This is a genomic window from Marinomonas sp. CT5 (assembly GCF_018336975.1).
GTDB lineage: Bacteria > Pseudomonadota > Gammaproteobacteria > Pseudomonadales > Marinomonadaceae > Marinomonas.
Genome location: NZ_CP025572.1, coordinates 2,034,595 through 2,058,866, shown reverse-complemented (window position 1 = coordinate 2,058,866; position 24,272 = coordinate 2,034,595). Strand labels below are relative to the sequence as shown.

17 protein-coding genes and 7 tRNA genes are annotated in these 24,272 nt (G+C 41.5%); 9 read left to right on the top strand and 15 right to left on the bottom strand.

The window, feature by feature from the left end; translation table 11 throughout:
• Positions 1-69 precede the first annotated feature (69 nt).
• The 6 genes from C0J08_RS09625 to C0J08_RS09600 all read left to right on the top strand — a co-directional run bounded on the left by C0J08_RS09625 (position 70) and on the right by C0J08_RS09600 (position 8,068).
• The gene (locus C0J08_RS09625) at positions 70-654 is read left to right on the top strand and encodes a hypothetical protein (RefSeq protein ID WP_212655914.1); all 585 of its coding nucleotides are present in this window, start codon (positions 70-72) and stop codon (positions 652-654) included.
• A 101-nt stretch (positions 655-755) separates the two neighbouring features.
• Positions 756-2,051 carry an imelysin family protein gene (locus C0J08_RS09620; protein ID WP_212655913.1) on the top strand — a complete coding sequence of 432 codons (1,296 nt, stop codon included), beginning with the start codon at positions 756-758 and terminating at the stop codon, positions 2,049-2,051.
• Positions 2,052-2,153: 102 nt separating this feature from the next.
• A complete protein-coding gene (locus C0J08_RS09615; RefSeq protein ID WP_212655912.1) occupies positions 2,154-3,536 on the top strand; it encodes a di-heme oxidoreductase family protein in 1,383 nt (460 codons plus the stop codon).
• Positions 3,537-3,538: 2 nt separating this feature from the next.
• Positions 3,539-4,597, top strand: coding sequence for an imelysin family protein (locus tag C0J08_RS09610; RefSeq protein ID WP_212655911.1), 1,059 nt, complete (start codon positions 3,539-3,541; stop codon positions 4,595-4,597).
• Positions 4,598-4,599: 2 nt separating this feature from the next.
• On the top strand, positions 4,600-5,706 hold the full coding sequence (locus C0J08_RS09605) for a DUF1513 domain-containing protein (protein WP_212655910.1): 1,107 nt from the start codon (positions 4,600-4,602) through the stop codon (positions 5,704-5,706).
• A 112-nt stretch (positions 5,707-5,818) separates the two neighbouring features.
• On the top strand, positions 5,819-8,068 hold the full coding sequence (locus tag C0J08_RS09600; RefSeq protein ID WP_212655909.1) for a GGDEF domain-containing phosphodiesterase: 2,250 nt from the start codon (positions 5,819-5,821) through the stop codon (positions 8,066-8,068).
• A gap of 108 nt (positions 8,069-8,176) precedes the next feature.
• On the opposite strand, the gene C0J08_RS09595 is transcribed toward C0J08_RS09600, so the two are convergent.
• From C0J08_RS09595 to mdlC, 9 genes are all read right to left on the bottom strand, one after another.
• A complete protein-coding gene (locus C0J08_RS09595) occupies positions 8,177-9,487 on the bottom strand; it encodes an OmpP1/FadL family transporter (RefSeq protein WP_212655908.1) in 1,311 nt (436 codons plus the stop codon).
• 278 nt (positions 9,488-9,765) lie between these two features.
• Positions 9,766-9,841 (bottom strand) — tRNA-Val (locus C0J08_RS09590).
• A 47-nt stretch (positions 9,842-9,888) separates the two neighbouring features.
• Positions 9,889-9,965, bottom strand: a tRNA-Asp gene (locus C0J08_RS09585).
• Positions 9,966-10,474: 509 nt separating this feature from the next.
• Positions 10,475-11,833, bottom strand: coding sequence for an MFS transporter (locus C0J08_RS09580; protein ID WP_212655907.1), 1,359 nt, complete (start codon positions 11,831-11,833; stop codon positions 10,475-10,477).
• Between the two features lie 64 nt (positions 11,834-11,897).
• Positions 11,898-13,124 (bottom strand): MFS transporter, encoded by a 1,227-nt coding sequence (locus C0J08_RS09575; protein ID WP_212655906.1) that lies wholly within the window; start codon positions 13,122-13,124, stop codon positions 11,898-11,900.
• A gap of 63 nt (positions 13,125-13,187) precedes the next feature.
• Complete coding sequence (locus C0J08_RS09570; protein ID WP_212655905.1) at positions 13,188-14,210, bottom strand: carbon-nitrogen hydrolase family protein; 1,023 nt, start codon at positions 14,208-14,210, stop codon at positions 13,188-13,190.
• A 277-nt stretch (positions 14,211-14,487) separates the two neighbouring features.
• The gene (locus tag C0J08_RS09565; protein WP_212655904.1) at positions 14,488-15,408 is read right to left on the bottom strand and encodes a helix-turn-helix domain-containing protein; all 921 of its coding nucleotides are present in this window, start codon (positions 15,406-15,408) and stop codon (positions 14,488-14,490) included.
• 218 nt (positions 15,409-15,626) lie between these two features.
• Positions 15,627-16,601: a ketopantoate reductase family protein gene (locus tag C0J08_RS09560; RefSeq protein ID WP_212655903.1), complete on the bottom strand. Its 975-nt coding sequence runs from the start codon at positions 16,599-16,601 to the stop codon at positions 15,627-15,629.
• 140 nt (positions 16,602-16,741) lie between these two features.
• Positions 16,742-18,328 (bottom strand): benzoylformate decarboxylase, encoded by a 1,587-nt coding sequence (gene mdlC / locus C0J08_RS09555; protein ID WP_212655902.1) that lies wholly within the window; start codon positions 18,326-18,328, stop codon positions 16,742-16,744.
• Positions 18,329-18,429: 101 nt separating this feature from the next.
• Here mdlC and C0J08_RS09550 point away from each other — a divergent pair, with 101 nt between their 5' ends.
• On the top strand, positions 18,430-19,323 hold the full coding sequence (locus tag C0J08_RS09550; protein WP_212655901.1) for a LysR family transcriptional regulator: 894 nt from the start codon (positions 18,430-18,432) through the stop codon (positions 19,321-19,323).
• Positions 19,324-19,376: 53 nt separating this feature from the next.
• On the opposite strand, the gene C0J08_RS09545 is transcribed toward C0J08_RS09550, so the two are convergent.
• Positions 19,377-20,264 (bottom strand): AraC family transcriptional regulator, encoded by an 888-nt coding sequence (locus C0J08_RS09545; protein ID WP_212655900.1) that lies wholly within the window; start codon positions 20,262-20,264, stop codon positions 19,377-19,379.
• 152 nt (positions 20,265-20,416) lie between these two features.
• Here C0J08_RS09545 and C0J08_RS09540 point away from each other — a divergent pair, with 152 nt between their 5' ends.
• Both C0J08_RS09540 and C0J08_RS09535 read left to right on the top strand, forming a co-directional pair.
• Entirely contained in the window at positions 20,417-21,868 is a 1,452-nt protein-coding gene (locus C0J08_RS09540; RefSeq protein ID WP_212656282.1) for an aldehyde dehydrogenase family protein, read from the top strand.
• A 74-nt stretch (positions 21,869-21,942) separates the two neighbouring features.
• Positions 21,943-23,388, top strand: coding sequence for an aldehyde dehydrogenase (locus tag C0J08_RS09535; RefSeq protein ID WP_212655899.1), 1,446 nt, complete (start codon positions 21,943-21,945; stop codon positions 23,386-23,388).
• Between the two features lie 203 nt (positions 23,389-23,591).
• Here the strand turns inward: C0J08_RS09535 and C0J08_RS09530 are convergent.
• From C0J08_RS09530 to C0J08_RS09510, 5 genes are all read right to left on the bottom strand, one after another.
• Positions 23,592-23,667, bottom strand: a tRNA-Val gene (locus C0J08_RS09530).
• Between the two features lie 138 nt (positions 23,668-23,805).
• Positions 23,806-23,882 (bottom strand) — tRNA-Asp (locus C0J08_RS09525).
• 33 nt (positions 23,883-23,915) lie between these two features.
• Positions 23,916-23,991: transfer RNA gene (locus tag C0J08_RS09520), tRNA-Val, on the bottom strand.
• Between the two features lie 47 nt (positions 23,992-24,038).
• Positions 24,039-24,115 (bottom strand) — tRNA-Asp (locus tag C0J08_RS09515).
• A 33-nt stretch (positions 24,116-24,148) separates the two neighbouring features.
• Positions 24,149-24,224 (bottom strand) — tRNA-Val (locus C0J08_RS09510).
• Positions 24,225-24,272: the final 48 nt, after the last annotated feature.

Here is a 24,272-nt window from a genome sequence, read left to right as displayed (position 1 = left end):
ATACAAAAATACTGATTAAATATACAGTACTGTATAAATAAACAGTAAAGATTTTTTAAGGATGTGAATATGATCAAGCTATTAAGCCAAACTCGTAATATTCATAAAATTGCACTTATCGGTGTTATTTCTTTAGCTCTATATGCTCCTGCAAAAGACCTTGTTCAATTTGCAAAAGCCTACTTTGCAAAAGAAAAAATCCAAATCATTGATGCTTCTTTTGGCACAAATATGCCTTGGCAAACAGCAAACTCTTCCTATGTAAAAGTAAGTCAGAATGCCCAATCAAGCTTATCCCGTTCTCAAATTATCTATACAAAATTACGTTTCACTAACCCGACTTCTAAACCGCAAACCTACCGTAAAATTTGGTTAAACTTCTCTCACGCAAATGGCGATCAGGAATACACAACCGATTACACACTGTACAACACTGAAACTCGCCAAAGGCTTATTGGTCAATCTATTCAACTAGGTGCAAATAGCAGTATTGATGTAGTTGCTGCTTACCGATTCATCCCTAGCTACAAAAACAAAGCGCCTGTTAGCATGAGTGTTTCTTGGGAAGGTCAAAATTTATTAAGAGATAAAGCGTGTGAATATGATCTTCACAACACGGCAGGGAGTACTTTTCAGTTCCAGTGCGGAAATTAAACCTTCCGCATAGAAAATGTAAAAAATGCGCAAAACAAGTCATTGATAATCGTTTTCATTTCTAATACTATGCCTAAACAAATTAATTTTGGAGCATGTAAATGAAACGATTATTAACCCCTCTCTCTATTTGCGTATCAGCGGCCATGCTCACAGCTTGTGGCCCTGCTAATGTAAAACAAGAGTCTAATGCTGTATCGGCAAACTCTGTTGTCGTTCATTATGCTGATATTGCAGAAGCTGTTTACAGTGACTCTTTAACGACAGCACGCACACTGCGCACTTCTATTGACAATTTTCTTGCTGAGCCAACGGAAGCTAATTTGAAAGCGGCTCGAACGGCTTGGATTGCAGCACGTGTTCCTTACCAACAAAGTGAAGTGTATCGCTTCGGCAATCCAATTGTGGATGAATGGGAAGGTAAAGTTAATGCTTGGCCATTAGATGAAGGTTTGATCGATTACGTAGCATCAGATAGCTACGGGACTGAATCTGATTTAAACCCTCTTTATACTGCCAATGTCATTGCCTCTAAAAGTATTAGTGTTGGTGGCGTGACTATTGATACAACCAATATAACACCTGAACTTATTGCAGACAGTCTTCAAGAAGCAGATGGCGTCGAAGCGAACGTAGCAAGTGGTTATCACGCCATTGAATTTTTGCTTTGGGGCCAAGATTTACACGGAACAAATCCTGGAGCAGGTGAAAGACCGGCAACAGATTTCGATCTAAACAATTGCACCAATGGTAATTGTGATCGCCGCCGTGACTACCTTGTCGCTGCTACTGATTTGCTCATCTCTGATTTAGAAGAAATGGCGAATAATTGGAAAGATGGCGGCGCAGCTCGCACTGCCCTATTGGAACAAACGCCGGAACAAGGCCTATCAACTATTCTGACCGGAATGGGAAGCTTGGCATATGGAGAACTAGGTGGCGAAAGAACCAAGCTTGGTTTGATGCTCCACGATCCAGAAGAAGAGCACGATTGCTTCTCTGATAATACTCATTGGTCACATTACTATGATGCAAAAGGCATTAAAAATGCCTACCTTGGCGAATATAAACGCGTAGATGGTAGCTGGGTTAAAGGCGCTTCATTGTCTGACCTTGTGGCAAAACAAAACCCACAACTAGATGAAGAAATGAAGCAAAACTTAGAGGCAACGGAAACTGCAGCCCAAGCAATGGTGAATGCCGCTGAAAAGGGTCAAACTTTTGATGTTCTAATTGCAATGAATAACACCAAAGGCAATCAGCTAGTTCAAAACTTTGTTGATTCATTGGTCACTGAAACTCGCACCACGGAAGACGTTATTCATGAGTTAAACCTTGAAGGTATTGCACTAGAAGGTTCAGACAGCCTTGACAATCCAAGTGCAGTTTTTGAATAAGCAGCTTTTCTTTAAAGTGCTATTGTTACCCAATTAAAAATAACATAAATGGGATACAAGGAAGGATGTGTCATTTAGTCAGTTAATGGTATTTATCGGTTTATGACAGAAAATTCAAAATCTTTTTCTATCTTTATAGCTGGTGCTTTATGCACCGGCTTTTTTTGTTTTCAGAGCAATGCCTTTGCAAGTGACTATTCAAGGCCTCTACCAAAAATAAGTCCTGAAGATAAACTTGATTTTCGTATTGGTGAAAACGTATTCCAAAAATTTTGGGTACCTGCGCCATCATCTACAACGGCAAGTGATGGTTTAGGGCCTCTTTTCAATACTCGCTCTTGCAACAGTTGCCACTTAAAAAGTGGTCGTGGACATGCACCAGAAGAAAATGTAAGCGGCGTATCGATACCTTCTTTTCTGGTTAAACTAGGAAAAACATATCCAAAGCAGGCATATAGACCTCAAACAATTTATCCCCAAATCGGCGACTCACGCTACGGCAATCAGTTTCAAGGACATAGTTCTCCTGGTATTTTGCCAGAAGGTGATTATTACCTTACCTATAGTACGCATATTGAAACTCTTAGAGATGGTACCGAAGTTGAATTAAGAAAGCCCAATCTCCACTGGAGTAAATTGAATTATGGGGACTTTGACAACAGTACTGGATTTACCATGTTAGTATCTCCTGCCTTAGTTGGAATGGGATTATTGGACAACATTCCTAATGAACTTATTACTTCCAATGCTGATCCCGATGACAAAAATAACGATGGTATTAGTGGTCGTGTCAGTTGGATTGACTCAGGTAAACATAAAGTCATTGGCCGTTTTGGCTATAAAGCAACAGCCGCAAGCGTCAGTGCACAAAACCAGTCAGCGTTTAATACTGATTTAGGCTTATCTACACCGCTTAACCCCAACCCTTATGGCGATTGCACAGCGTTCCAAGATGACTGTCTTAAGAGCCCAAATGGTAATAGCCCACACCTTGACAACCTTGAAGTTGATAAACAACAAGCAAGATTAGTCGACCTTTTTGTGTCATTATCTTCTCCTCCGGCTATGCGTAACCTTACTAGCAGCACCTTTTTAAAGGGAAAACGCCTCTTTGAAAATGCTGGTTGTGCCAGTTGCCACACGCCAAAAATGAAAACAGGCCGTAACTCCAAGTTTGCCGTATTAAATAATCGCACGTTTTATCCTTTTACAGATTTACTGCTTCACGATATGGGAGCAGAGCTAGCTAGCGGCTTCCCTAGTTTTACGGCTACCCCAAGAGAATGGAGAACAGCTCCATTATGGGGAATCGGATTATCAGAAAAAGTATCAGGTAGAACAGGATTCTTACATGATGGCCGAGCACGAACCATCGAAGAGGCAATTTTATGGCATGGCGGCGAAGCAAAAGTAAGCCAAACTTTTTATAAAGCGTTAACAACAGAAAACCGAAAAAAACTTATCTATTTTTTGGAGTCACTTTAATAATGAAACATTTTCCTAAATTTATTGTTTTGGCAATCACGGCCGCCACTCCTTTACTGGCATCAGCAGGCCAATGGTCGGGGCCTCTGAATGGTATTGTCGATAATGTCATTACTCAAGGCTATGAGTCTTATACTGATTCCTCAAAAACACTACAGCAACGTAGTAATGCTCTTTGTTCTACACCGACTAAAGACGCGCTAAAAAAGGCACAAAATGCTTTCCAGAATAACGCTTTAGATTGGCAACAAATACAGTGGTTAAATTTTGGGCCAGTCACCTATTTTATGCGTTATTACGCGTTTGAATACTGGCCTGATAAAAAAGGCGTTACGCAACGACAGCTAAGATCTTTAATTAAAAGTGATCCGGCCATCATGGAAAAACCTAAATTTTGGACTTCCGCCAGTATTGCTGTACGCGGTTTAACTGCGATTGAAAGTTTACTCTATCATCCAGATTTCAAACCAATGACATCGAATGAACAATGTCATTTACTTGAGAAAATCACTAGCCATCACTTAGAAAGCGCCACGGCAGTAACGAAACAATGGCTAGATGGTAAAGCTCAGGATTGGGTATATGATGAAGAAGGTGCAGGCTTTGATTCTGAGAAAGTTGCACTAGAACAATTTTTACAGCAATGGATTGAACATATGTCAGCGGTCAAGGACGCCAAACTTGAAACACCGATTGGCTATAATAGTCGTGAAAATCTCAAACTTGCCGAGTTTTATCGAAGCGACCTTTCTTTAAGAGCAATACAAAAAAATTTACAGTCGTATCGTGAAATCTATCACGCTGGCTCCCCTTCTTTGTATGATATTGCCAAACAAAAAGATCCAGCGTTAGCCGATCAATTTGAGCAACAGCTTACCCAAAACATTAAACTTGCCTTACAGCTTCCAAGTGACTTTTTCCACAAAAATCACACTAAAAATGACCGTATAGCGCTCGCTAAACCCTTAGTTAAATCTATTTCCAATAGCCAAACTCAGCTTTCTAATCTAGTTACTCAATTAGGGTTCCAGATTGGCTTCAACAGTAGAGATGGAGACTAGTTATGTTGTCTAGACGGTCTTTTCTAGCTTTAAGTGGGGCAACATTAGCCTTACCTACTTGGGCCGGATTAACCCAATCTGATACGGATAAAAAGCTTTACGCATCAGCCTATTCACTTAATAAAAAAGAACATTTTTTTGGGTTATTCAATGAAACAGGCAATATGCTTTGGTCAACACAACTCGTCAGTCGCGCTCATGCTCCTGTCGTTCATCCCAACCAAACTATTGTTGGCATAGTGGCGCGAAGACCAGGTTTTTTTATGGATTTTTTTGATGTATCAACTCATCAAAAAATAACGCAAATTAAACCAACCGCGGAGCATCACTTTTATGGTCATGCTCTTTTCACTAAAGATGGTAAACGCTTAATTACCCAAGAAAACCATTACCCAAGTGGCCAAGGTAAAATATTTATCCGTGAATGGCCAAGTGGAAAAGTGATTCAATCGTTTAGCAGCAATGGTATTGGACCTCATGAATCTGTGTTTTTAAATCAAGAGGTGTTAGTCATTGCTAATGGCGGTCTGATGACGCACCCAGAAGAAGACAGAAAAATACTCAATCTTGAGACAATGAAGCCAAATGTAACCTATTTGAACTTAAAAGACGGTCGTGTTTTAAGTCAATCCGAACACAGTAACGAGCTACACCAGTTAAGCATTCGACATTTAGATGTCAATCAACATGGAACGGTTGCTCTAGGCTTTCAATATCAAGGAGAAATATGGGACCAAGTGCCTTTAGTAGCTTTATCTCGTATTGATCAACCAGAGTTAGAGTATCTAACGATTCCAGAAGACATAAGAGTTCGCTTTAAGCAATATTGCGGCAGTGTATGCTTTGATAAATCTGGTGAAATACTTGCCATTAGTACACCTAGAGGTGGTTTGGTAGCTTATTGGCATGCTGATTCAAAAACCTTCTTAGGTGTCGAGAACTGTCGAGATGTTTGTGGTCTTGTTGCAACAGATAAATCACATGAATTTTTGCTAACAAGTGGTTTAGGCATTCAATTAACAAGTAACCCTGTCCAAAAAGTCAGCAATGTGATCAAAAAGCACACAAAAATACATTGGGATAACCATTTAAGACAAATTGAAACGTAAATTTCTCATATAACACCAAACTAGCATGGTCAAATTCAAGAATTTTAGGTAATGTTTAGCCTTAAGCCGCAAATAATTGCGGCTTTATTTTTTAACATTATGAAGTTAATTAATGTTCGACGACCTAAAAAACTACTTTTTGATTGACTCTAATCCAGCTACTGGAAAAGAAAACACCACCTTTAGACAAAGCGTTTTAAGAATTCTTCTTGCGCTAACTGTTTGTATTTTCACGGTATCTGAAGTTCATTCTTTCGTGATTTACAGGGAATTTGCTTTTCTAGCCATAAACAGCGCGTACCTATGTCTACTATTTGGATTATTGTATTTCAGTAAAAAATACACTACATCAGCGTCAATCGTATTTCTGATCACCCTTATCACAACCAGCTTTTTACTACTTACACAAAGTGATGAGTTTCATGCAGAAAAATACGCCTTAATCACCTTATACTCTCTACCACTCATTATCCGCTTACTTTTTTGCTTTAAAGCCTCTCTCGTGGCAATGCTTGTCAACATTTACCCTTTTTATATTATGACCACTGACAGTCTAAGTGTTGATAATACAGAGATTGCATTATCCTTTTATTTTCAGATACTCACTTTTGTTACCTTAAACATCGCTCTGCCTCTGGCTGTTTCCAGAATCATTCAGTCTCTTGAAAACAATGCCGCGCGTTTAAAACAGCTTTATCAAAAGCTGAATGACAACTACGCCATGTATGAAGAATTCTTTGAAAACACAGGCACACCGACTTTACTTTGTGATCAAAAAGGGAAACTACTCAAAGCCAATCAAATGGCACGAGAACTACTAACAGATTCCAAGCAACATAAGTTCCCCGAATCCATTATTTCAGATTGGTTAGTTCCTCTCAGTGATACAGGTAAATTTTTCTGGCAATCAAACGTAGCAGAATGCACCTTAAAACATAAAACCAATATTTATATTGAAGTTCGTCGTGCCTCTCTTACTCAACATGGGCATTATGTACTGCACTTACAGAACACAACACAGCTCAAAGCTATCCAACAAGAACTAGAAAGCTCACAACAAACCAACAGTCGTTTAGCAAACTTTGATCTGCTAACCCGATTTCCCAATCATAGACACTTTTGCCGACAAGTTAATCAACGTATAAATGAACAAAACAGCCATTTAACAGGCGCTATGTTTATCATCAAAATTAGCCAATTTAAAATACTTAACAAGCAATACGGCAAAGATGGCGCCAATAAAATCATCCTTAACTTCTCTAAATCCTTACAGAGAAAACTGTCTGAATACACCATAATTGGTCGCTTACGGGGTATAAAATTCTCCTGTTTTGTCCCTCTAAGCCAAACACATTTAATTAAAAAAAATCTATCCGCGTTGATTAATGATGTTCTACCCACACAGATTACCGTCGATGGCAGTAAGCTAAACATGGATTATCAGGTTGGTATTGCCTATTACCATACAGATGGTAAAACGGCAGAAGAGCTGCTTGAACGCTGTGAAATGGCGCTAGAGTATTCAAACAGTACTGAGCGCTTATCTTATTACAATCACAACTTAGAAAATAAACTCATTGAAGAGCATAAACTAGGCTTGAAACTCAGCTCCGCCATCAAAAATAAAGAGATAGAGATCTGGCTTCAACCACAAGTAAAAACCAATGGTCAGATATGCTCATTTGAGGCGCTTGCTCGATGGCAAAATAATGGAAAATTTATCCCCCCAACCATTTTTATCAAGATTGCTGAAGAGCTTGGTTTACTTCCGGCTCTCGCCGAAAACCTTGTTAGAGAGCTGGTTGCCACACTTTCAGCATGGCATAAGGAGCGAATTCAAACCCCAATTGCCTTCAACCTAGCTGGTCAAGAATTAATGAATGATGGCTTTTTCGCCCTTCTAATGACACTCATCTCAGACAATTCTTGGTTAAGCAACATGCTAGAGCTTGAAATAACCGAGACCAGTCCGGTGATGACCCACCCACTCATACATAAACGCTTACGCAGCCTATCACAATATGGCTACAGCATTGCTATTGATGATTTTGGTACAGGCCAAGCTTCTTTAGGGCAACTTGTTGATATCCCAGCAGATATTCTAAAAATAGATCGTCGCTTTATCGCACCTCTTCCCGGTGACCAGCGTCATATTGATATAGTGAAATCCACTATAAAACTTGCCGATTCTTTAGACATGAAAGTGATTGCTGAAGGAATAGAAACGAAGGAGCAAGCTAATCTGCTTATTTCTCTAGGCTGCCATACCCTACAAGGTTACTATTTTGCTAAACCCTCACCACTGTCTGACTGGACAGCTCAAGACCACGCCAAAGCAAAAGAACAACGCATGGTATATTAAAATCAATTAACCGAACAAAACCATCAAAGCCCAGATATAAAAAAACCCCCAGTAATTGGATAGTCCAACTATTGGAGGTCAATTCAATTTAAAGACTGATCAACGACCTTAAAATGCCATATTCATTGCAAGAGATATAACATTAGCAGAGGACTCATAATTTGCCTTTAACTTACCGCGCGCAGTATCCTCAGCCAAACCAGTACGATTGACAGATACATCATCAATCATGACATGAGTAAACGCAAAAGTACCTGATGTCATCTCATTAAAGTCATAGGTTGCCCCCAAAGAGATCCATTTACGATCACCATCCGGCGTACGTGCTGAGCGGTACTGATCAGTAACAGGAGAATTATCCATAGCAACCCCCGTACGTAAAGTAAGCTTGTCTGAATAGTCGTAAGTCAAACCAGCCGAATACATCCATTGGTCTTCAAAGCCAAATGTTAAAACTGAGTTATTTTGTGAGCTAGGGCTTTCAAAATTGATATCCAACCCATCCAATGCCCCCCAACCAGTTCTTATTGCACTTAGACCTAAAACTAACTGAGGAGTAAGCTCTTGCTCAAGACTTAGCGATAAGACCGAGGGTAAAGTAATTGAATCACTCACAGTTGTATCTATCAATTGAGCAGACCCAAGCGACTTAAGAGCCAAGTTTAAAGCTGCGGTATCTTTGTATTTAACATCGCCTTTAAAATCAAAATCAATTTTACTACGATAACCAAGCCCTAAACGTGTCCCTTTTCTTGGCTCAAATGCTGCACCTAGGCTGAAGCCATAACTGGTATCATCGGCTTCAATACGGCCATCACCTTCTCTACCTAGAAAACCTACTGCAGACGCCAACACAACTTCCGCTTTATGAGCCTGAACACTTGCACCAACAGATGCCCAATCATTAACTCGATGCGCTAAAGAAAAGCTTAAAGCAATATCTTTTAAAGACGTTTCTGTCGCATGAAAACGACCAGCCCATTTATCACCATAGTCACCAGAAAGGCCAAATGGAGCATTCAATGATATACCAGCAACAGTACTAGCTGAGATAGGCTTCGCGAAATAGAATGAAGGCACTATTGTTTTATCTACAGAGTCTGATGAGGTAGTTGGAGAAGTAGATGACAGGTCAGTACCACGAGCATCTTTAGCTTCAGTAACCTTCACATCCATACTAGGCATAACATAAGCGCCAGATACATAGATTGTTGTTTCTTTAGCATTAGCAAAAAGCGCAGGGTTCCAGAAGCTAGAAGAAATATCTTCATTAGAAGCCGCAACACCACCTAAAGCTTTACCAGAAGCAGAAGCACTGTGATCGTTTAAAGCGAAACCAGCAGAGAAGGCAGACGACGCGGCAGCAACCGAAGCAGCAACAACACTCACTCTAAACAAGCATTTTGAGGAGATAGTCATAAATAAACTCCATTGTTATTTTTATCGGAAATATATTTTTCAATCATTAAGGCAATTATACACTTGAAGTATAGAAGCACACATCCTGATATTACCAGCAAGTATTTCTTAAGCAATACAATATTTATAAAATATTAGACTAAAAAGAAAAATAATAAGGGAGAATGATCTCAACTGGGATAAAAATGAAGTTAGATTACAAGGAGAGAATGAGAGAACCATGCTCAAATACAATATGACTAAGTTTGGTGAGTGATAAAAAAGATATAAGGAAGGTTTGGTGGGTGTGGAGAGGTTCGAACTCCCGACATTCGCCTTGTAAGGGCGACGCTCTCCCAACTGAGCTACACACCCATCATAATGATGGTAACGCTGCCGACTTACTTCTCATTGAAAGTAAGTGGCGGAATGGACGGGACTCGAACCCGCGACCCCCTGCGTGACAGGCAGGTATTCTAACCAACTGAACTACCACTCCGTTGTCATAAGCTGTTTAACCACTGTCTTATAAGTGGCGTGGGTGAATATTCGCCTTGCAAGGCTCGAAAAAACAAAAGTTATTTCATTCCCCCAACATGACCTTAAGGTCATACATCTTAATGGCTATAGTCTAATCACAGTTTTGCAAAAACGACCTTTGCCTGAAGACGGGCGTATAATACACTAACAAATTGTATTGTCTAATCTTTTTTGCAAAAAAAATAATATCCTTAGTTCCTTGATAAGCCATCCTAATTTTACTAAACACCTACTTGAGTCAGCTCTTATAATGTTAAAATGCAACTTATAGCATCCCCATGATATTGCAAACTTTTGAAACACTACAGAGTGTGGACTCTGCAAAAATTCACATATAGCAAGCCATGGGACAACAAGTAATTAGTCTTTAACTGGACTGTTATAGAAAGTTGCTAGCGCTCACTCGCGAGCTTACGAAAAAACACCTATCTAAGGTGCCTTTTCACAGCCCCGCTATCAAAACAATCACTAACTTGCTCTTTTTCTATTTTCTAACTCTTTCAAAATAGTGGGAAAAATCTTATCTAGCTGATAAAAGCACAAAATGATAAAGGTCAATAAGGTCACCACAAGTGGATACCAAATAGATACAGCTAAAATAGCAGTGATCGCGCTATCACCTTGAACAGCCTCAGAACCAACATAACCACCAGCACCTAAAACCCATCCAACCATAGCCGTTCCTAGGCCAATACCAACCTTACTTCCAAAGCTACCAGCTGAATAAACTAACCCTTCTGTACGCAACCCTGTCTTCCATTCTCCGTATTCCACAGTATCTGCCAAAATAGCAAAGAAAGAGCCAATTAAAGGCGCTAACCCAATACCTTTAATAATGGTAGAAGCGAACACCAAATCCGAGTGATAAGGATCAATTTGAATCAGTAAATAGCTGACCACCAAACAGATCAAACCAAATTGGCAAGTCAAACGCTTTCCCCAACGTTTTACAATGTTAGGCATTAAGAACAAAGTCGGGAACTGTGGAACAATAAGACACAGTATTAAGGTTCCGATAGTACTTGGATCGTTCAAAATGTATTTTCCATAGTACACTGGCGTATTGAATGTTAATCCAATCACGACAAAAAATAAGGTGCCAAATAACAGTGCTAACCACCAATATTTATTGTGTACTAATGCCCCTAAGGCTGGTTTTAAGTCATGCTGCTTATGGTTCTGAGCGGTTACGTTTTCCTGTGAAGACAGAAAAGTAATCAGAAATAGTACGGCACTTATAATACTCAAAACAATAAATGCATACTGCCAACCTTCTTTGCCACCACCGAAAAACGCCACCAATGGCATCACCAATTGGCCAACTACAATTACACCAGCGTTAGCCATAAAAGCGCGAGCAATATTCAATAAAGACCGTTGGTAAGGGTTATTAGTGATCAAAGAATTAAGCACGCCATAAGGAATGTTGATCGCGGTATAAAACAGGCTCACCAAGTTGTAGGTTATAAAAATATACGCAATTTGTAGTGTTAAACTATCCGACTCTGGTACAAAAAAAACCAAAGCGGCCGAAATACCAAAAGGAATAGCCATCCAAAGCAGCCAAGGTCGGGCTTTACCAAATCGGCTTTTAGTGCGATCAACGATGACCCCCATGATAATATCACTCACCCCATCAAAAAGGCGTGACACCAACATAACGGTACCGACAATCGCCGCGGGAATGTTGACGATATCCGTATAGAAATACACCAAGAAAAACGCAAAACCAGTAAAGATAAGATTGCTAGCGAAATCCCCAACGCCATAGCCAATACGGTTTTTAAAAGAAATATTATTCACATCCACTGAGGATTTCCCATTCATATACCCTTCTCCTAATTATCGTTACTTACCTCTTCATGTAAGAGGCAAGTAACTAATGACAACATTAAGCGTTTGCTACCTGATTTACCGTACCGAACTTAGGAGAGGTTTCCTTCAGCATATACGAGCCAATAAACGCCAAGCCAGCCAGCCCAGCAGCAAAATAAAATGGCGCATTTAATCCATATATATCCGCCAATACCCCACTAATAGAAGGCCCCATAAAACCTCCAACCAGCTCAGTTACCCCCATTACAAAGCCAAGGGTTCCTACCACATATTTACGTGGAACACTTTCTGAAGGCACCGTAGCCATCACAATTGGAATAGCACCAAGACCAAAGTAAAAAAGGAAGAGACTGGTCATCATGTACGCTTGGCTTCCAGCCATGAACAAAACACTCAACGGACAAAAAATCGCGATCAAAGTGAAAAGACGAAACACACGAGCACGACCGAACATATCAGATAACATTGGAACTAATAGACCAGAGATCACGGCAGATACACCCAAGATACTCATGACACTGCCCATTTGATAACCGCTGTAACCTTGGACTTTGGTCAAATATACGGGAATGAAAGTTAACTGAGAAAACATCCAAGCCACCATGAGGCAAGATAAACCAATACTCACCATCACGTTCTTATTGCGAACTAACATGCCCAAACCATAAGATTTCGCTTCTGAAGTAACCGATTTATCGACTTGAGTATGTGGTGCTAATTTGATGTATTTATAAATCAAAAACGCAACAATCAAACCTGGTACACCAGCAACGATAAAGGCATGTCGCCAACCATAATTTTCAGCCACATAAATGAGTATAATGGGCGCTAACACAGACCCTAATAGATTACTTGCCGCATTTTGCACAAAGCCCATATTGAAGCCACGACGTTTTTCTGATGACTCTTCTATTAGTATTGACTGAGCAATTGGCAATACAGGACCTTCGGCAATCCCCATTAATACTCGAATAATCAGAAGCGCCATAAAACTTGCGGCTATAGACGAGAGCAATGTAAAAAGTGAAAACAAAATAACGGAAATTACTAATACTCCGACCCGATGGCCGTAACGCGTACAATAGTTACTTAGGAAGTAACCGGAAATTGCCCATGACATGGCTAATGCAGAGGCCAAAAGCCCAATCTGTGCATTCGTAATATCCAATTCTTGAGTAATAAACGGCATAAGAAAGTTGATCGAAAGACGATCAACAAAGACAAAGCCGAACGTTAGCCCCATTATGGCTAAAATGGAATTTTCTCTGTTTAATAGTTTCATTTTTGTTCCTCATATACAGGCCCATTTAATGGGTCGCTGTTTTTATTATTTTCTACATGTGTCTTATTCGACTTTACTGTCCTCAGCAGCGCCCTCTTCCGTGTTCTTTTTAACGACTTCTTTTGCCTCGGCTTTGTTAGGGCTCGAAACAATTCGTTTACGACGATCATCAAACAAAACTTCATAAACATCTGGTCGAGAATAATGGCCTGCGCAATCTAAGAAGTGCTTGCACACATCAACCGCATCCAGCTCGACATCCGCATACAAAATGCCTTCTTCATTGGAATCCAGCTTTTCACACAGAGGCTCACCACCCGGCCCAAAGATCACCGAATGCCCGCCACCGATTGAAATCAATTCATGTTTTTCAGGCTTGTCGCACAATTCATCGATCATGGCTTGCGATACCAGAGCTGACGGAGCGACAACAAAACATGCTCCTTCCACAGCATAAGAACGGGTAACCGTATTATTGATTTCCCACGTCATGCCGCTGGCAAACTCGTAGGTTGTGAAGCTTGGCCAGGAAGCCACATGGATTTGTTCGTTCTGGGAAAACATAATGAACTTATTGAGCGGCAAAACGTGTTCCCAGCAGTTCAGTGCTCCCATACGTCCTAATTCGGTGTCATGCACTAACATGTCACTGCCATCGCCTTCACCAAATATGGTGCGCTCTACATGGGTGGGTTTTAATTTACGGCGTTTTGCAATGGTCTCGCCCTTGCTATCAATTAACCATTGGGCAATATACAAGGAGCCGTTTTCACGTTCGGAGAATCCCAATACAACATTGATGTTATATTGGCGAGCAGCATTACTGATTAGCTCAGCTCTAGGATCATCATAGGATAAGGAATTTTTGTAGTAACGAGATACAAAGCCTGACGCTACAGCCGCAGCGGGTGTATCAAGCCAAATCCACCATGGATAGCCGGTTAACCATAGTTCTGGAAAAGCGACGAGTTTGGCCCCCGATTCAGCAGCTTCTTTGATGAATCGAATAGTTTTTTCAATACCAGCGTCTAGGTTTAAGAATTCTGGGGCAGCTTGCACTGCCGCCACTTTATATTGAGTTAGCATGATCAACCTCTCTTATTTCAATCAAGTTAGAGGTTAATCTTTTTTAATTTTAAAGCGTGGTAAAATCAGGAATAAAAGGTTGGACTTTTTTACACTTTGGGACTTATTAGTGACAATCAATCAAGACTATTAGGCTACATAAACTAAATCTACTGCTCGACTTTAAGCTGATTTCAATCAAGACTTCAAAGAAGACCACAGTATCGCCCTAATATTCGATTCTATATATTCGACATAGTCGATTTATATTCAGATTATTTTTAAATTATAAATACCATTAACAATGTAAAATGGGATTGTGAGTCAATCTATATTCTTTTGGCGATAATCCCGTGTACGCCTTAAATTGCCTAGAAAAGTAAGCGTTATCATAAAAACAATAGTCACTGGCAATAAAGCAAATTGTTTTTTTCGACTTCTCAGGTGATACAAGATCTTCCATTATATGGTCCATGCGCATTTGAAAAATGAGCTTAAGTAGCGATAAGCCCTTAGTACTCAGTATTTTATTTAAGTACCTTGATGAATAACCCATTTTTTTGGCAATAAATTCAGGAGAAAGGTATTCTTGTTTCAAATGACTTTCCACAAGTACAATCATTTCCTTCAGCAGATAAGAAACATGATCACTACTTTGTACAATATCGCTGTCATCATTCGCACTTAACACTCCTGATATAAGACTTAAAAAACTGCTTTCAACATAATTTGATAGTGAATTATCTGGGGGAGAAACAAGGTCTAAATATGGATTAATCAGAGCAAAAAAGGCAGGGTCAATATAAGGTTTTAATTTAGAATCTTTCTTGGATAAAAAAATACTCTCGGAAACAGATAACTTGCTCTGTGGAATATACAGAGTTTTTAAATCCACTCTGTCGGATGTTTCTATTGAATAAAACTCACTGGCTCGACAAAAAAATGCTGTTCCTTCATGAAATTCAAATTGATCGTATTCGCGCTCTAAGTAACATTCTCCCAATTTAACTGAGGTAACAACGATGCCTTCTTGTGCAGAGTTCATAGGGCGCCTCACCACGCGGTGACGTGGTGCATTGATCTCACAAATCGTCAACTGCCCCAAGCGCTTTTCAGCAAATCCGCCTTCAAAATAATGGTCATTTTCAGCAATACACTCAAGGTTCAAAATTGAGCTGGATACGCGTTTTTCAAACTCGCTTAACTTCATGGAATTCATGACTCATGCCTCCTAAAACACTTTTAAAATAAGCAAATCTTGCGCCAAGAGCTCCCTGCATAAAAAATCATAAAACATTGAAAAGACCTACAAATTTTGAATATTTTTATTCAAAACCATCGTATGCAATATATCGTACTACTCAATCTGAAAAGCACAAAGCCACCTTATAAAATTGCCAATAAGGTGGTAAAAAATCGATATCAGCCACTGAGTTACTAAGATTTTTTGTTCTTAGCTACTTGCTCAGAGAGTCGAACCAATTGCGCCAAGGTTTGATTTACTGGGGCTTGCAGGCCGACTAAACTGGCCGCTTCAACTATGGCACCATTAATTGCATCAACTTCTGTCGCCCGCGCAGCTTCAATATCTTGCAACATGGAAGGCTTATGGTTGGGGTGTTCCCGCATGGCCATTTCTACATTATTCCAAATATAGCTCTCATCCAAAATCACTCCATTAGCTTGCCCCACCAGCACAGTCTCATGAACTACGTGTTTGGCAAGTTCCTTGAAGGCAGATGACGGCGTTAGGCCTCCAGGCGACGAACCAGTAATGGAGCAAATAGCATTAAGTGCAGCATTAAAAGCGACTTTGGACCAAATCACCGTCATAATTTCTGGGTCAACGCTGGTCGTAAGGTATGCTTGATTAAACATTGCTGACAAATCTGCTAACCACTCAGGATTTTTTAAGGTCGAGTCCATGATGTGTGAACTAGACGGCCCGTGCGATGCTACATGACCAGGCCCCTTCAAATCTGCTGGCACCAAGGTTGTCCCCACCACAATTCGATCAGGGTTTACAAATTGACCAATACGTTCGGCATTACCCAAACCATTTTGCAACGATAAAACTACCGTTTCATTCGTCAATATGTGACGAATAGATTCCATCGCCCCCTCTGTGTGCATAGTCTTGGTGAACAAAATCACCAAATCAGCGGGATGAATAACGTCTTTTGCTAACGCTGCATTCGCAGGCATTTCAAATGCACCATCATCGGTTTCTAAAATCATACCGCGTTGATTAATGGTCGCAATTTGCTCAGGATTTACATCCACAAATGACACTGTATGACCTGCTTTTATGAGCATGCCACCAAAATAGCACCCCATGGCACCGGCTCCAACTACGACAATATGTGGTTGCGCACCGAATGCGCCATAGTTACTGACTGACTGAGACAACATTCTGTATTACTCCTAAATCAATTTCATCGCCATTGAAAAGCGACCAAACCGGACAAGGCGTTCACCCCTAACCTTGTGCCAAATATTTTCGAACTCTGCTGACAAGCTAACATTTTCGTCGGCAACCCTAGAACGCTCTTTCACGGCTCAATCGTAGTCGTAGGCACTTCAATCAACATTGGTTTGTTAGACTTCAATGCAACTTGCAAGGCGCTCCTGAATTCTTCACGGGTATGAGTTTCTATCGCATCCACTCCGTAACCTTTGGCAATCGCACAAAAATCTAAGCCAGGTACATCCAAACCAGGAGACGTTTCCGCATCCAATAAACAAGAGAACCAACGCAATGCGCCATAAGTACCATTCTTTAAAATGATAAACACGACAGGAACATTGTATTGTGCAGCGGTCCACAAAGCGGTAATACCATAGTTGGCGGAACCGTCGCCAATAACGCCTATCACTTGACGGTCACTAGCTAATTGCGCTCCAACGGCCGCAGGCAAGCCAAAACCTAAGCCACCCGATGCAGGAAAAAAATAGCTTCCAGGGTGACGCATTTCGACCCGCTGCCAAAAAGCCGTAACGGTCGATGTGGACTCGTTGACATAAATAGCATCTTTTGGCGCTAACTCATTCAGGTCATCAAACACTTCCTCTGGCGCCAACGCCCCTTCAGTGGTGACAGGATACGGAGCCGGTACTGGAAGACCTTGTGGCATTGGGCGTGATGTTTGCTTAGTGTGCTTCAAAATCCCCTTTAACATAGCCGTGATATCTGCAACATACGCATTACCCATTGGTGCTCTTGCTGCTTCTTGCAAATCACAAGTGATATGAACTAATTCAGCGCCTTCTGGTAAATATCGACCTGGCGCATGTTGATGGTAACGGAATACTGGCGCGCCAATCACAATAATCAAATCGTGCCCTGCCAGTTTTTCGGAAATACCAGCAATCGCAGCCGGTAACGCCCCTCTAAAACTAGGATGACGAGTTGGAAACGGGCAACGAGGAGCAGAAGGAGCAACCCAAACTGGCGCGGCAATTCTTTCAGCCAATTCAACAGCAAGCTCATTCGCTAAATAAGCATCTACATCTGGACCTAATACAAGAACAGGGTTATTCGCTTGATTAATACGTTGGGTTAACAAAGATAACTGCTCTGGAGAAGGTGAACCCGCCGTGGTGACATCGCGCTCGGCTAACAACATAGCGTCACCTTCAATTTCTTGATCCCAATCGTCATGAGGGATGGAGACATACACAGGTCCTTTTGCTGGCTGGTTTGCCATATGGATAGCTTGACTAATGGCTCTTGGAACGTCACCAGACCAAGATGGCTCATAACTCCATTTAACTAAAGGCTTAGGCAGTTGAGCCGCATCCACATTAGACAACATGGCTTCAACTCCAATGAGGGAACGAGCTTGCTGACCCGCAGTAATCACCAGCGGAGAATGGGAATACCACGCGTTTGTTAGTGCCCCCATGGCGTTGCCTGAGCCTGACGCTGCATGCAGATTTACCAAAGAAGGTTGGCGACTCACTAAAGAGTAACCATCTGCAATTCCAACAACCACCCCTTCATGGAGGGCAAGTATGTATTCAAAGTCTTCAGGAAAGTTTTTTAGAAAAGGCAGTTCGTTTGAACCTGGATTACCGAAGACTTTAAACATGCCATTTTTGCGCAACAAAGCATAAGTTGTTGAGTGTACTGTGCTCATAACCCTTCTCTCTAATCAAATTCACGATTGAATAACCTTATCTCTCCTGCTTTAATTGAACAAATCGATATTTTTTCTAACAAAAATAGATAGCATTTATTATGTCAAATATAGACCTTAATCTTATTCGTACTTTTGTGATCTTGTATGAAACCCGAAGTGTGACTAAGACGGCTGATCTCTTGTTTGTCACACAACCTTCCGTTAGCTATGCCCTGTCACGATTACGCGACCTATTCAAAGACAAGCTCTTCATTCGCAATAAAAATGGCATGGAACCTACGGCTATTTCTCAGCAGCTTTATGAAGAATTCAGTCACTCTTTGAGCATGATAGAAAACACGGTAGCGAATGTGCAGACATTTGATCCAGCGGTATCTCACAAACGCTTTAGAGTAGCCATGACGGATCTAGGTGAAATGGCACTATTGCCAGCAATCGTCGCTCGTTTACAAATAGAAGCACCTAATATTGAAATGAAAGTCATTCCACTGGAAATAGACAAAGTCGATGAGTGGATGTCATCAGGAAAAATTGACGCGGTTATTTGCAGTCGCCCCATAGAAGGACAACATATACAACGTCATGTCATGATCGAAGAACACTATGTCTGCGTACAGCACAAACAATTTTCCTCAGATAAGCCATTAACCATGGAAGCCTTTATTGCACACAAACACGCCCTTGTTACAAATAATTTAGGTCACGGTGCGACAGAAGATGTATTGGCTCAAATGGGTGTTAAACGTAAGATTAGTCTAGAAGTATCTCATTTTTTGATTCTGCCTTCTGTATTAGCAAAAGCCGACTTATTGGCGATACTTCCCTATCGCATCGCCCTCGTTTTTGCTCAGAATAATCAATTGACCCTTTACGATTTACCCTTTGACGTCCCCGCCTTTAACGTTGCTCTCCATTGGCAATCGCGCCACAACGAGTCCGCCTCCCATCGTTGGTTTCGTGAGCTCATCATCAGCGCGCTCTCAACCCACTAAATAGGCAACATTCCTCTTTTTTCAGCGCATTACATGTAATGCGCGTATTACCCTTATGGCCAATCTGAAAAATCAGGCGTATTTTCATCACGTTCTTTCAAGCCCTTTTCGGTGTGGTTACGCTTAAATTGACTAGGTGACATGCCAGTTTCTTTTTTAAAAAAATGACTAAATTGGCTGCCATCGCTGTAGCCCAGATCATTTGCTATCGCTTGGATTGATCCTGCTGATTTTTTTAATCTGGTTGTTGCTTCAATGAGCACTCTATTATTAATCAACTGTAAAGGCGTTTTTTTCAGATTACGTTGGCAAATAGCATGCAATCTGTCATAGGTCATATTCAGCTCCTGACAATAGTAAGAAACTACTCTTCTATTACGATACTCAACCTCCACAAGTTGCCGAAACTGCTGCAGCACTAGCTCATCCGGGGAATGTGTTAATCGTATCGACTCGATATCACTAAGGCGATAAATACAGATAAGTAATATACGTATGATTGAGCATATAACTGTACGAGAACGCTTATTGCTTATAGAAATTTCAGCTCTCAAAAGCCCGAGAAGTGGTAAAAACTCACTATCTATACCGTTTTTTGTACTAGATGTAATAGTGAATTGTCGCATTAAGGTTTCTAACATAGCACTGTCTAAGTCAGTTCCAGTCACTAACGAAATCAGTTCATTTCGATAACCTAACAACCAAACTTGGCTTCCTGCTGGAACCAATACCTTAGCCTGCTTCTTATGAGGTATACAGAAAACAGATGACTCAGTGACCTGATGCATTTCTTCCATCGATACAGTCACATCACCACGTTGAACAATGCCAATTAAATTGAAATCGGAAAAGTTGTCCTTCCCTGTACTGAAGACTCTAGATTGCAAACCTGGTTGGATAGACTCAAACCTAACCATGGAGCCTATGATATTTGTTAACATCCACTTCCCTCCAGAAACGCCAAATAAACCAGAATTAAACAAGAATAAGCCATTAATTGACATTTTTACACAGGGTATAGCTGCTATTCTTCTTAATGCACTCATCGACCGACAAACAAATCTAATAACGGCAAGGTGACATTTTGAGTTTCATGCACAACAAAACAGACTTATCCATACCCACTGAAGTGAACATGTTCATTGGTGGTAGACCTACTCCAGCGATGTCTGGCGGGTATTTTGAAAGACTAGATCCAAGCACTGACTTAGTGGCTACTCGTGCAGCATCTGGTCGCGCAGAAGATGCTGAACATATGGCTGCAATTGCCGCTGCAAGTTTTTCAAAATGGTCAAATACAGATGTTTCAGAACGAGCGAAAATCCTTTGCCGAGCTAAACAGCTCATGCCAAAATACAAGGATCGCTTTGCCCAATTAATGTTAAAAGAAATTGGGGCGGTAACCGACTGGGTTGATTTCAATATCAAAGTGGCTGAAGAAGCCATTGAAGCCGCAGTTGTGCTCGCACTTAAGCACCCTTCTTCGAATATTAATAACGAAACTTCAGATTCCTATACCATACGCCAACCCGTGGGCGTATGTCTTGCCATTGCGCCCTGGAACGCCCCCATTGCATTAGCTATGCGCGCAGTTGTTTTCCCTTTAGCATTCGGAAACAGCGTTATTCTAAAAGCCTCAGAACTTTCACCGGCAACACATTCCCTAATAGCGGAGGTACTTGATGAGGCTGGAGTACCTAAAGGCGTTATTTCAGTCATGACCAATGCGACTGAGCACTCGGAAGAAGTCATCACCAGTCTGATTGCTAATCCATCAGTACGTCGAATAAACTTCACAGGCTCCACACGCATAGGGAAAATCATTGCGAGCATTGCTGCTCAGCATCTCAAACGATGTCTTTTAGAATTGGGCGGCAAATCTCCATTGATCGTTTTAAAGGACGCAGATTTACACTTAGCCGCCAAAGAAGCCGTTTACGGCGCCTTTTTAAATCAAGGCCAGATATGCATGGCGACGGATCGAATCATTTTAGAACAAACGATTGCCGATGAGTTTATCCATATTATAAACACAATGCTGACTGACTTAGTCGCTGGAGACCCACGTCACGAAGGGACCAAACTAGGCCCAGTCGCAAGCCCTACTATTGCCTCTCGCCTATCTGCACTTATTGAAGACGCTCTTGATAAAGGTGCAACCCTTATATCAGGCGGGCATCGCAGAGGACAGTTTATTGATGCCACCTTGCTAGACCATATCACCCCCATGATGCGAATTTATTCCGAAGAATGCTTCGGCCCTATTGCAGGAATTTATCGTGTTGACTCACCTGAAGAAGCGATTACCGTCGCAAATAATTGCGAATATGGTCTTGCTTCAGCGATTTTCACTCGTGACTTAACGCTCGCAAAGAGTATGGCCAATAGGTTGGAATCGGGTATGTGCCATATCAACTCAACAACAGCAAAAGATGATCCAGCCATGCCCTTTGGTGGACTAAAGTCCAGTGGCTATGGCCGCTTTGGCAGCGACGCATGCGTGGATGAGTTTACCGAAATTCGCTGGGTCACAGTCACCCCATAATGCAAAGCAGCTGACGGTGGCTTAAAGGCCTCCATTTCCATTGAAAACTAAACCTATAATAAAAGGAAAATACAATGACAGTTTTACTTAGTATCGCAGGTAAAAACCAATCTGCTAGCAATCAAAAAACATTTTCACGTTTAGATCCTGTCACTCGTGAGGTAGCTTCTGAGTGCGCTGCGGCGACACTTGATGACATATCTAGCGTCACTAAAGCCGCTCACGCTGCGTTTCCTAACTGGGCTAAAGTTGGCCCTTCTGAGCGCCGTGCCTTACTTAATAAAGCAGCAGATATCATGGATTCAAAAAGCGAAGAATTCATCAACGCTATGATTACTGAGACGGGGGCAACAGGGCCATGGGCTGGCTTTAATGTTATGTTAGCCGCAGGTCACATCCGTGAAGCAGCCGCACTAACATCGCAAGTTGGAGGAGAAGTTATCCCTGCTAATAAGCCTGGCACCTTAGCTATGGGCATCCATAAACCTAAAGGTGTTTGCTTGGCGATTGCGCCATGGAATGCTCCAGTTATATTAGGCGCTCGTGCGATTGCTGCTCCCCTAGCCTGCGGCAATACAGTGATTTTAAAAAGCTCCGAATTCTGTCCTCTGACTCATCGTCTTATTATTGACTGTTTTATCGAAGCGGGTTTACCAGAGGGGGTTGTTAACTTCATTTCGAATGCACCTGAAGATGCCCCAGAAATTGTTAAAGCACTAATCGAGGCACCACAAGTTCGCCATGTTAATTTCACTGGCTCTAGCCCTGTTGGTCGTATCATTGGTCGTCTTGCTGGCGAAAATTTAAAACCTGCCCTATTGGAACTGGGCGGTAAAGCACCTCTTTTAGTACTTTCCGATGCCGATATTGACAGTGCAGTGAACGCTGCCATTTTCGGCGCCTTCATGAATCAAGGTCAAATTTGCATGTCCACTGAGCGTTTAATCGTTGATAACGCTATTGCCGATGAATTCGTTGAAAAATTGGTTGCCCGAGCATCCAAATTACCTTGGGGCAACCCACGCGATCACGTTGTGCTTGGCTCACTGGTCAATCCAGAAGTATCTGATAAGATGCATGAACTCATCGATGATGCCGTCAGTAAAGGCGCTAAGATGGTATGTGGCGGTGAGAACGAAGGCTCAGTCTTTTCTGCAACACTACTCGACAATGTTACATCTAGCATGCGCATCTTTAACGAAGAAAGTTTCGGACCGGTTAAGTCTATCATTCGTGTTAATGGTGATGAGGAAGCCATTGCCGTGGCAAACGATACAGAATACGGCTTGTCTGCGGCAGTATTCTCGCAAGATATAAATCGTGCCCTAGCTTGCGCCAACGCCATCGAGAGCGGTATTTGCCATATCAATGGCCCTACTGTTGGTGACGAGCCGCAAATGCCATTTGGTGGGGTAGGCGATTCTGGCTACGGTCGTTTTGGCGGTAAAGCAGCAATTGCAGAGTTTACAGATCTACGCTGGATAACGGTTGAAGATCCAAATCAACACTACCCATTTTAATAACTTTCTAAAGATAAGAGCGAACTAGAAATTAACTTAAGGCTAGTCTATTCATAAATAGGCTGGCTTTTTTTTAACAAAAGAAATAAATCAAATTATTGTGTATATTCGGGATAACTACAGACTTTAATATTTTCTGTTAATTACGAATCAAGGGAAGAAAAAGATTATCAAAAAGACTTAATAGTGATGTTGCATATGAATGGTGGGTGTGGAGAGGTTCGAACTCCCGACATTCGCCTTGTAAGGGCGACGCTCTCCCAACTGAGCTACACACCCAATCATATTTTACATCTACATGATGTGGAGTTCTTAACTCCCTCTGATATGCGCATTGTTAAGATAAATCTCTTAACTGAGCTACACCCGCATCTCAATGATGGTAACGCTGCGGACTTACTTCTGATAAGAAGTAAGTGGCGGAATGGACGGGACTCGAACCCGCGACCCCCTGCGTGACAGGCAGGTATTCTAACCAACTGAACTACCACTCCGTTGTATAAGCTGTTTAGCCACTGTCTTATAAGTGGTGGGTGTGGAGAGGTTCGAACTCCCGACATTCGCCTTGTAAGGGCGACGCTCTCCCAACTGAGCTACACACCCATCATAATGATGGTATTTCTTGCAACTTACTTCTCATTAAAAGTAAGTGGCGGAATGGACGGGACTCGAACCCGCGACCCCCTGCGTGACAGGCAGGTATTCTAACCAACTGAACTACCACTCCGTTGTATAAGCTGTTTAGCCACTGTCTTATAAGTGGTGGGTGTGGAGAGGTTCGAACTCCCGACATTCGCCTTGTAAGGGCGACGCTCTCCCAACTGAGCTACACACCCATCATAATGATGGCATTTCTTGCAACTTACTTCTCATTAAAAGTAAGT

Bases quoted from the DNA above. Each gene is read 5' to 3' on its own strand.
- C0J08_RS09550 (WP_212655901.1), top strand. From the start codon at position 18,430: ATGTCAAATATAGACCTTAATCTTATTCGTACTTTTGTGATCTTGTAT.
- C0J08_RS09620 (WP_212655913.1), top strand. From the start codon at position 756: ATGAAACGATTATTAACCCCTCTCTCTATTTGCGTATCAGCGGCCATG.
- C0J08_RS09625 (WP_212655914.1), top strand. From the start codon at position 70: ATGATCAAGCTATTAAGCCAAACTCGTAATATTCATAAAATTGCACTT.
- C0J08_RS09615 (WP_212655912.1), top strand. From the start codon at position 2,154: ATGACAGAAAATTCAAAATCTTTTTCTATCTTTATAGCTGGTGCTTTA.
- C0J08_RS09560 (WP_212655903.1), bottom strand. From the start codon at position 16,601: ATGTTGTCTCAGTCAGTCAGTAACTATGGCGCATTCGGTGCGCAACCA.
- C0J08_RS09600 (WP_212655909.1), top strand. From the start codon at position 5,819: ATGTTCGACGACCTAAAAAACTACTTTTTGATTGACTCTAATCCAGCT.
- C0J08_RS09605 (WP_212655910.1), top strand. From the start codon at position 4,600: ATGTTGTCTAGACGGTCTTTTCTAGCTTTAAGTGGGGCAACATTAGCC.
- C0J08_RS09595 (WP_212655908.1), bottom strand. From the start codon at position 9,487: ATGACTATCTCCTCAAAATGCTTGTTTAGAGTGAGTGTTGTTGCTGCT.
- C0J08_RS09540 (WP_212656282.1), top strand. From the start codon at position 20,417: ATGCACAACAAAACAGACTTATCCATACCCACTGAAGTGAACATGTTC.
- C0J08_RS09610 (WP_212655911.1), top strand. From the start codon at position 3,539: ATGAAACATTTTCCTAAATTTATTGTTTTGGCAATCACGGCCGCCACT.
- C0J08_RS09580 (WP_212655907.1), bottom strand. From the start codon at position 11,833: ATGAATGGGAAATCCTCAGTGGATGTGAATAATATTTCTTTTAAAAAC.
- mdlC (WP_212655902.1), bottom strand. From the start codon at position 18,328: ATGAGCACAGTACACTCAACAACTTATGCTTTGTTGCGCAAAAATGGC.
- C0J08_RS09565 (WP_212655904.1), bottom strand. From the start codon at position 15,408: ATGAATTCCATGAAGTTAAGCGAGTTTGAAAAACGCGTATCCAGCTCA.
- C0J08_RS09575 (WP_212655906.1), bottom strand. From the start codon at position 13,124: ATGAAACTATTAAACAGAGAAAATTCCATTTTAGCCATAATGGGGCTA.
- C0J08_RS09535 (WP_212655899.1), top strand. From the start codon at position 21,943: ATGACAGTTTTACTTAGTATCGCAGGTAAAAACCAATCTGCTAGCAAT.
- C0J08_RS09570 (WP_212655905.1), bottom strand. From the start codon at position 14,210: ATGCTAACTCAATATAAAGTGGCGGCAGTGCAAGCTGCCCCAGAATTC.
- C0J08_RS09545 (WP_212655900.1), bottom strand. From the start codon at position 20,264: ATGTTAACAAATATCATAGGCTCCATGGTTAGGTTTGAGTCTATCCAA.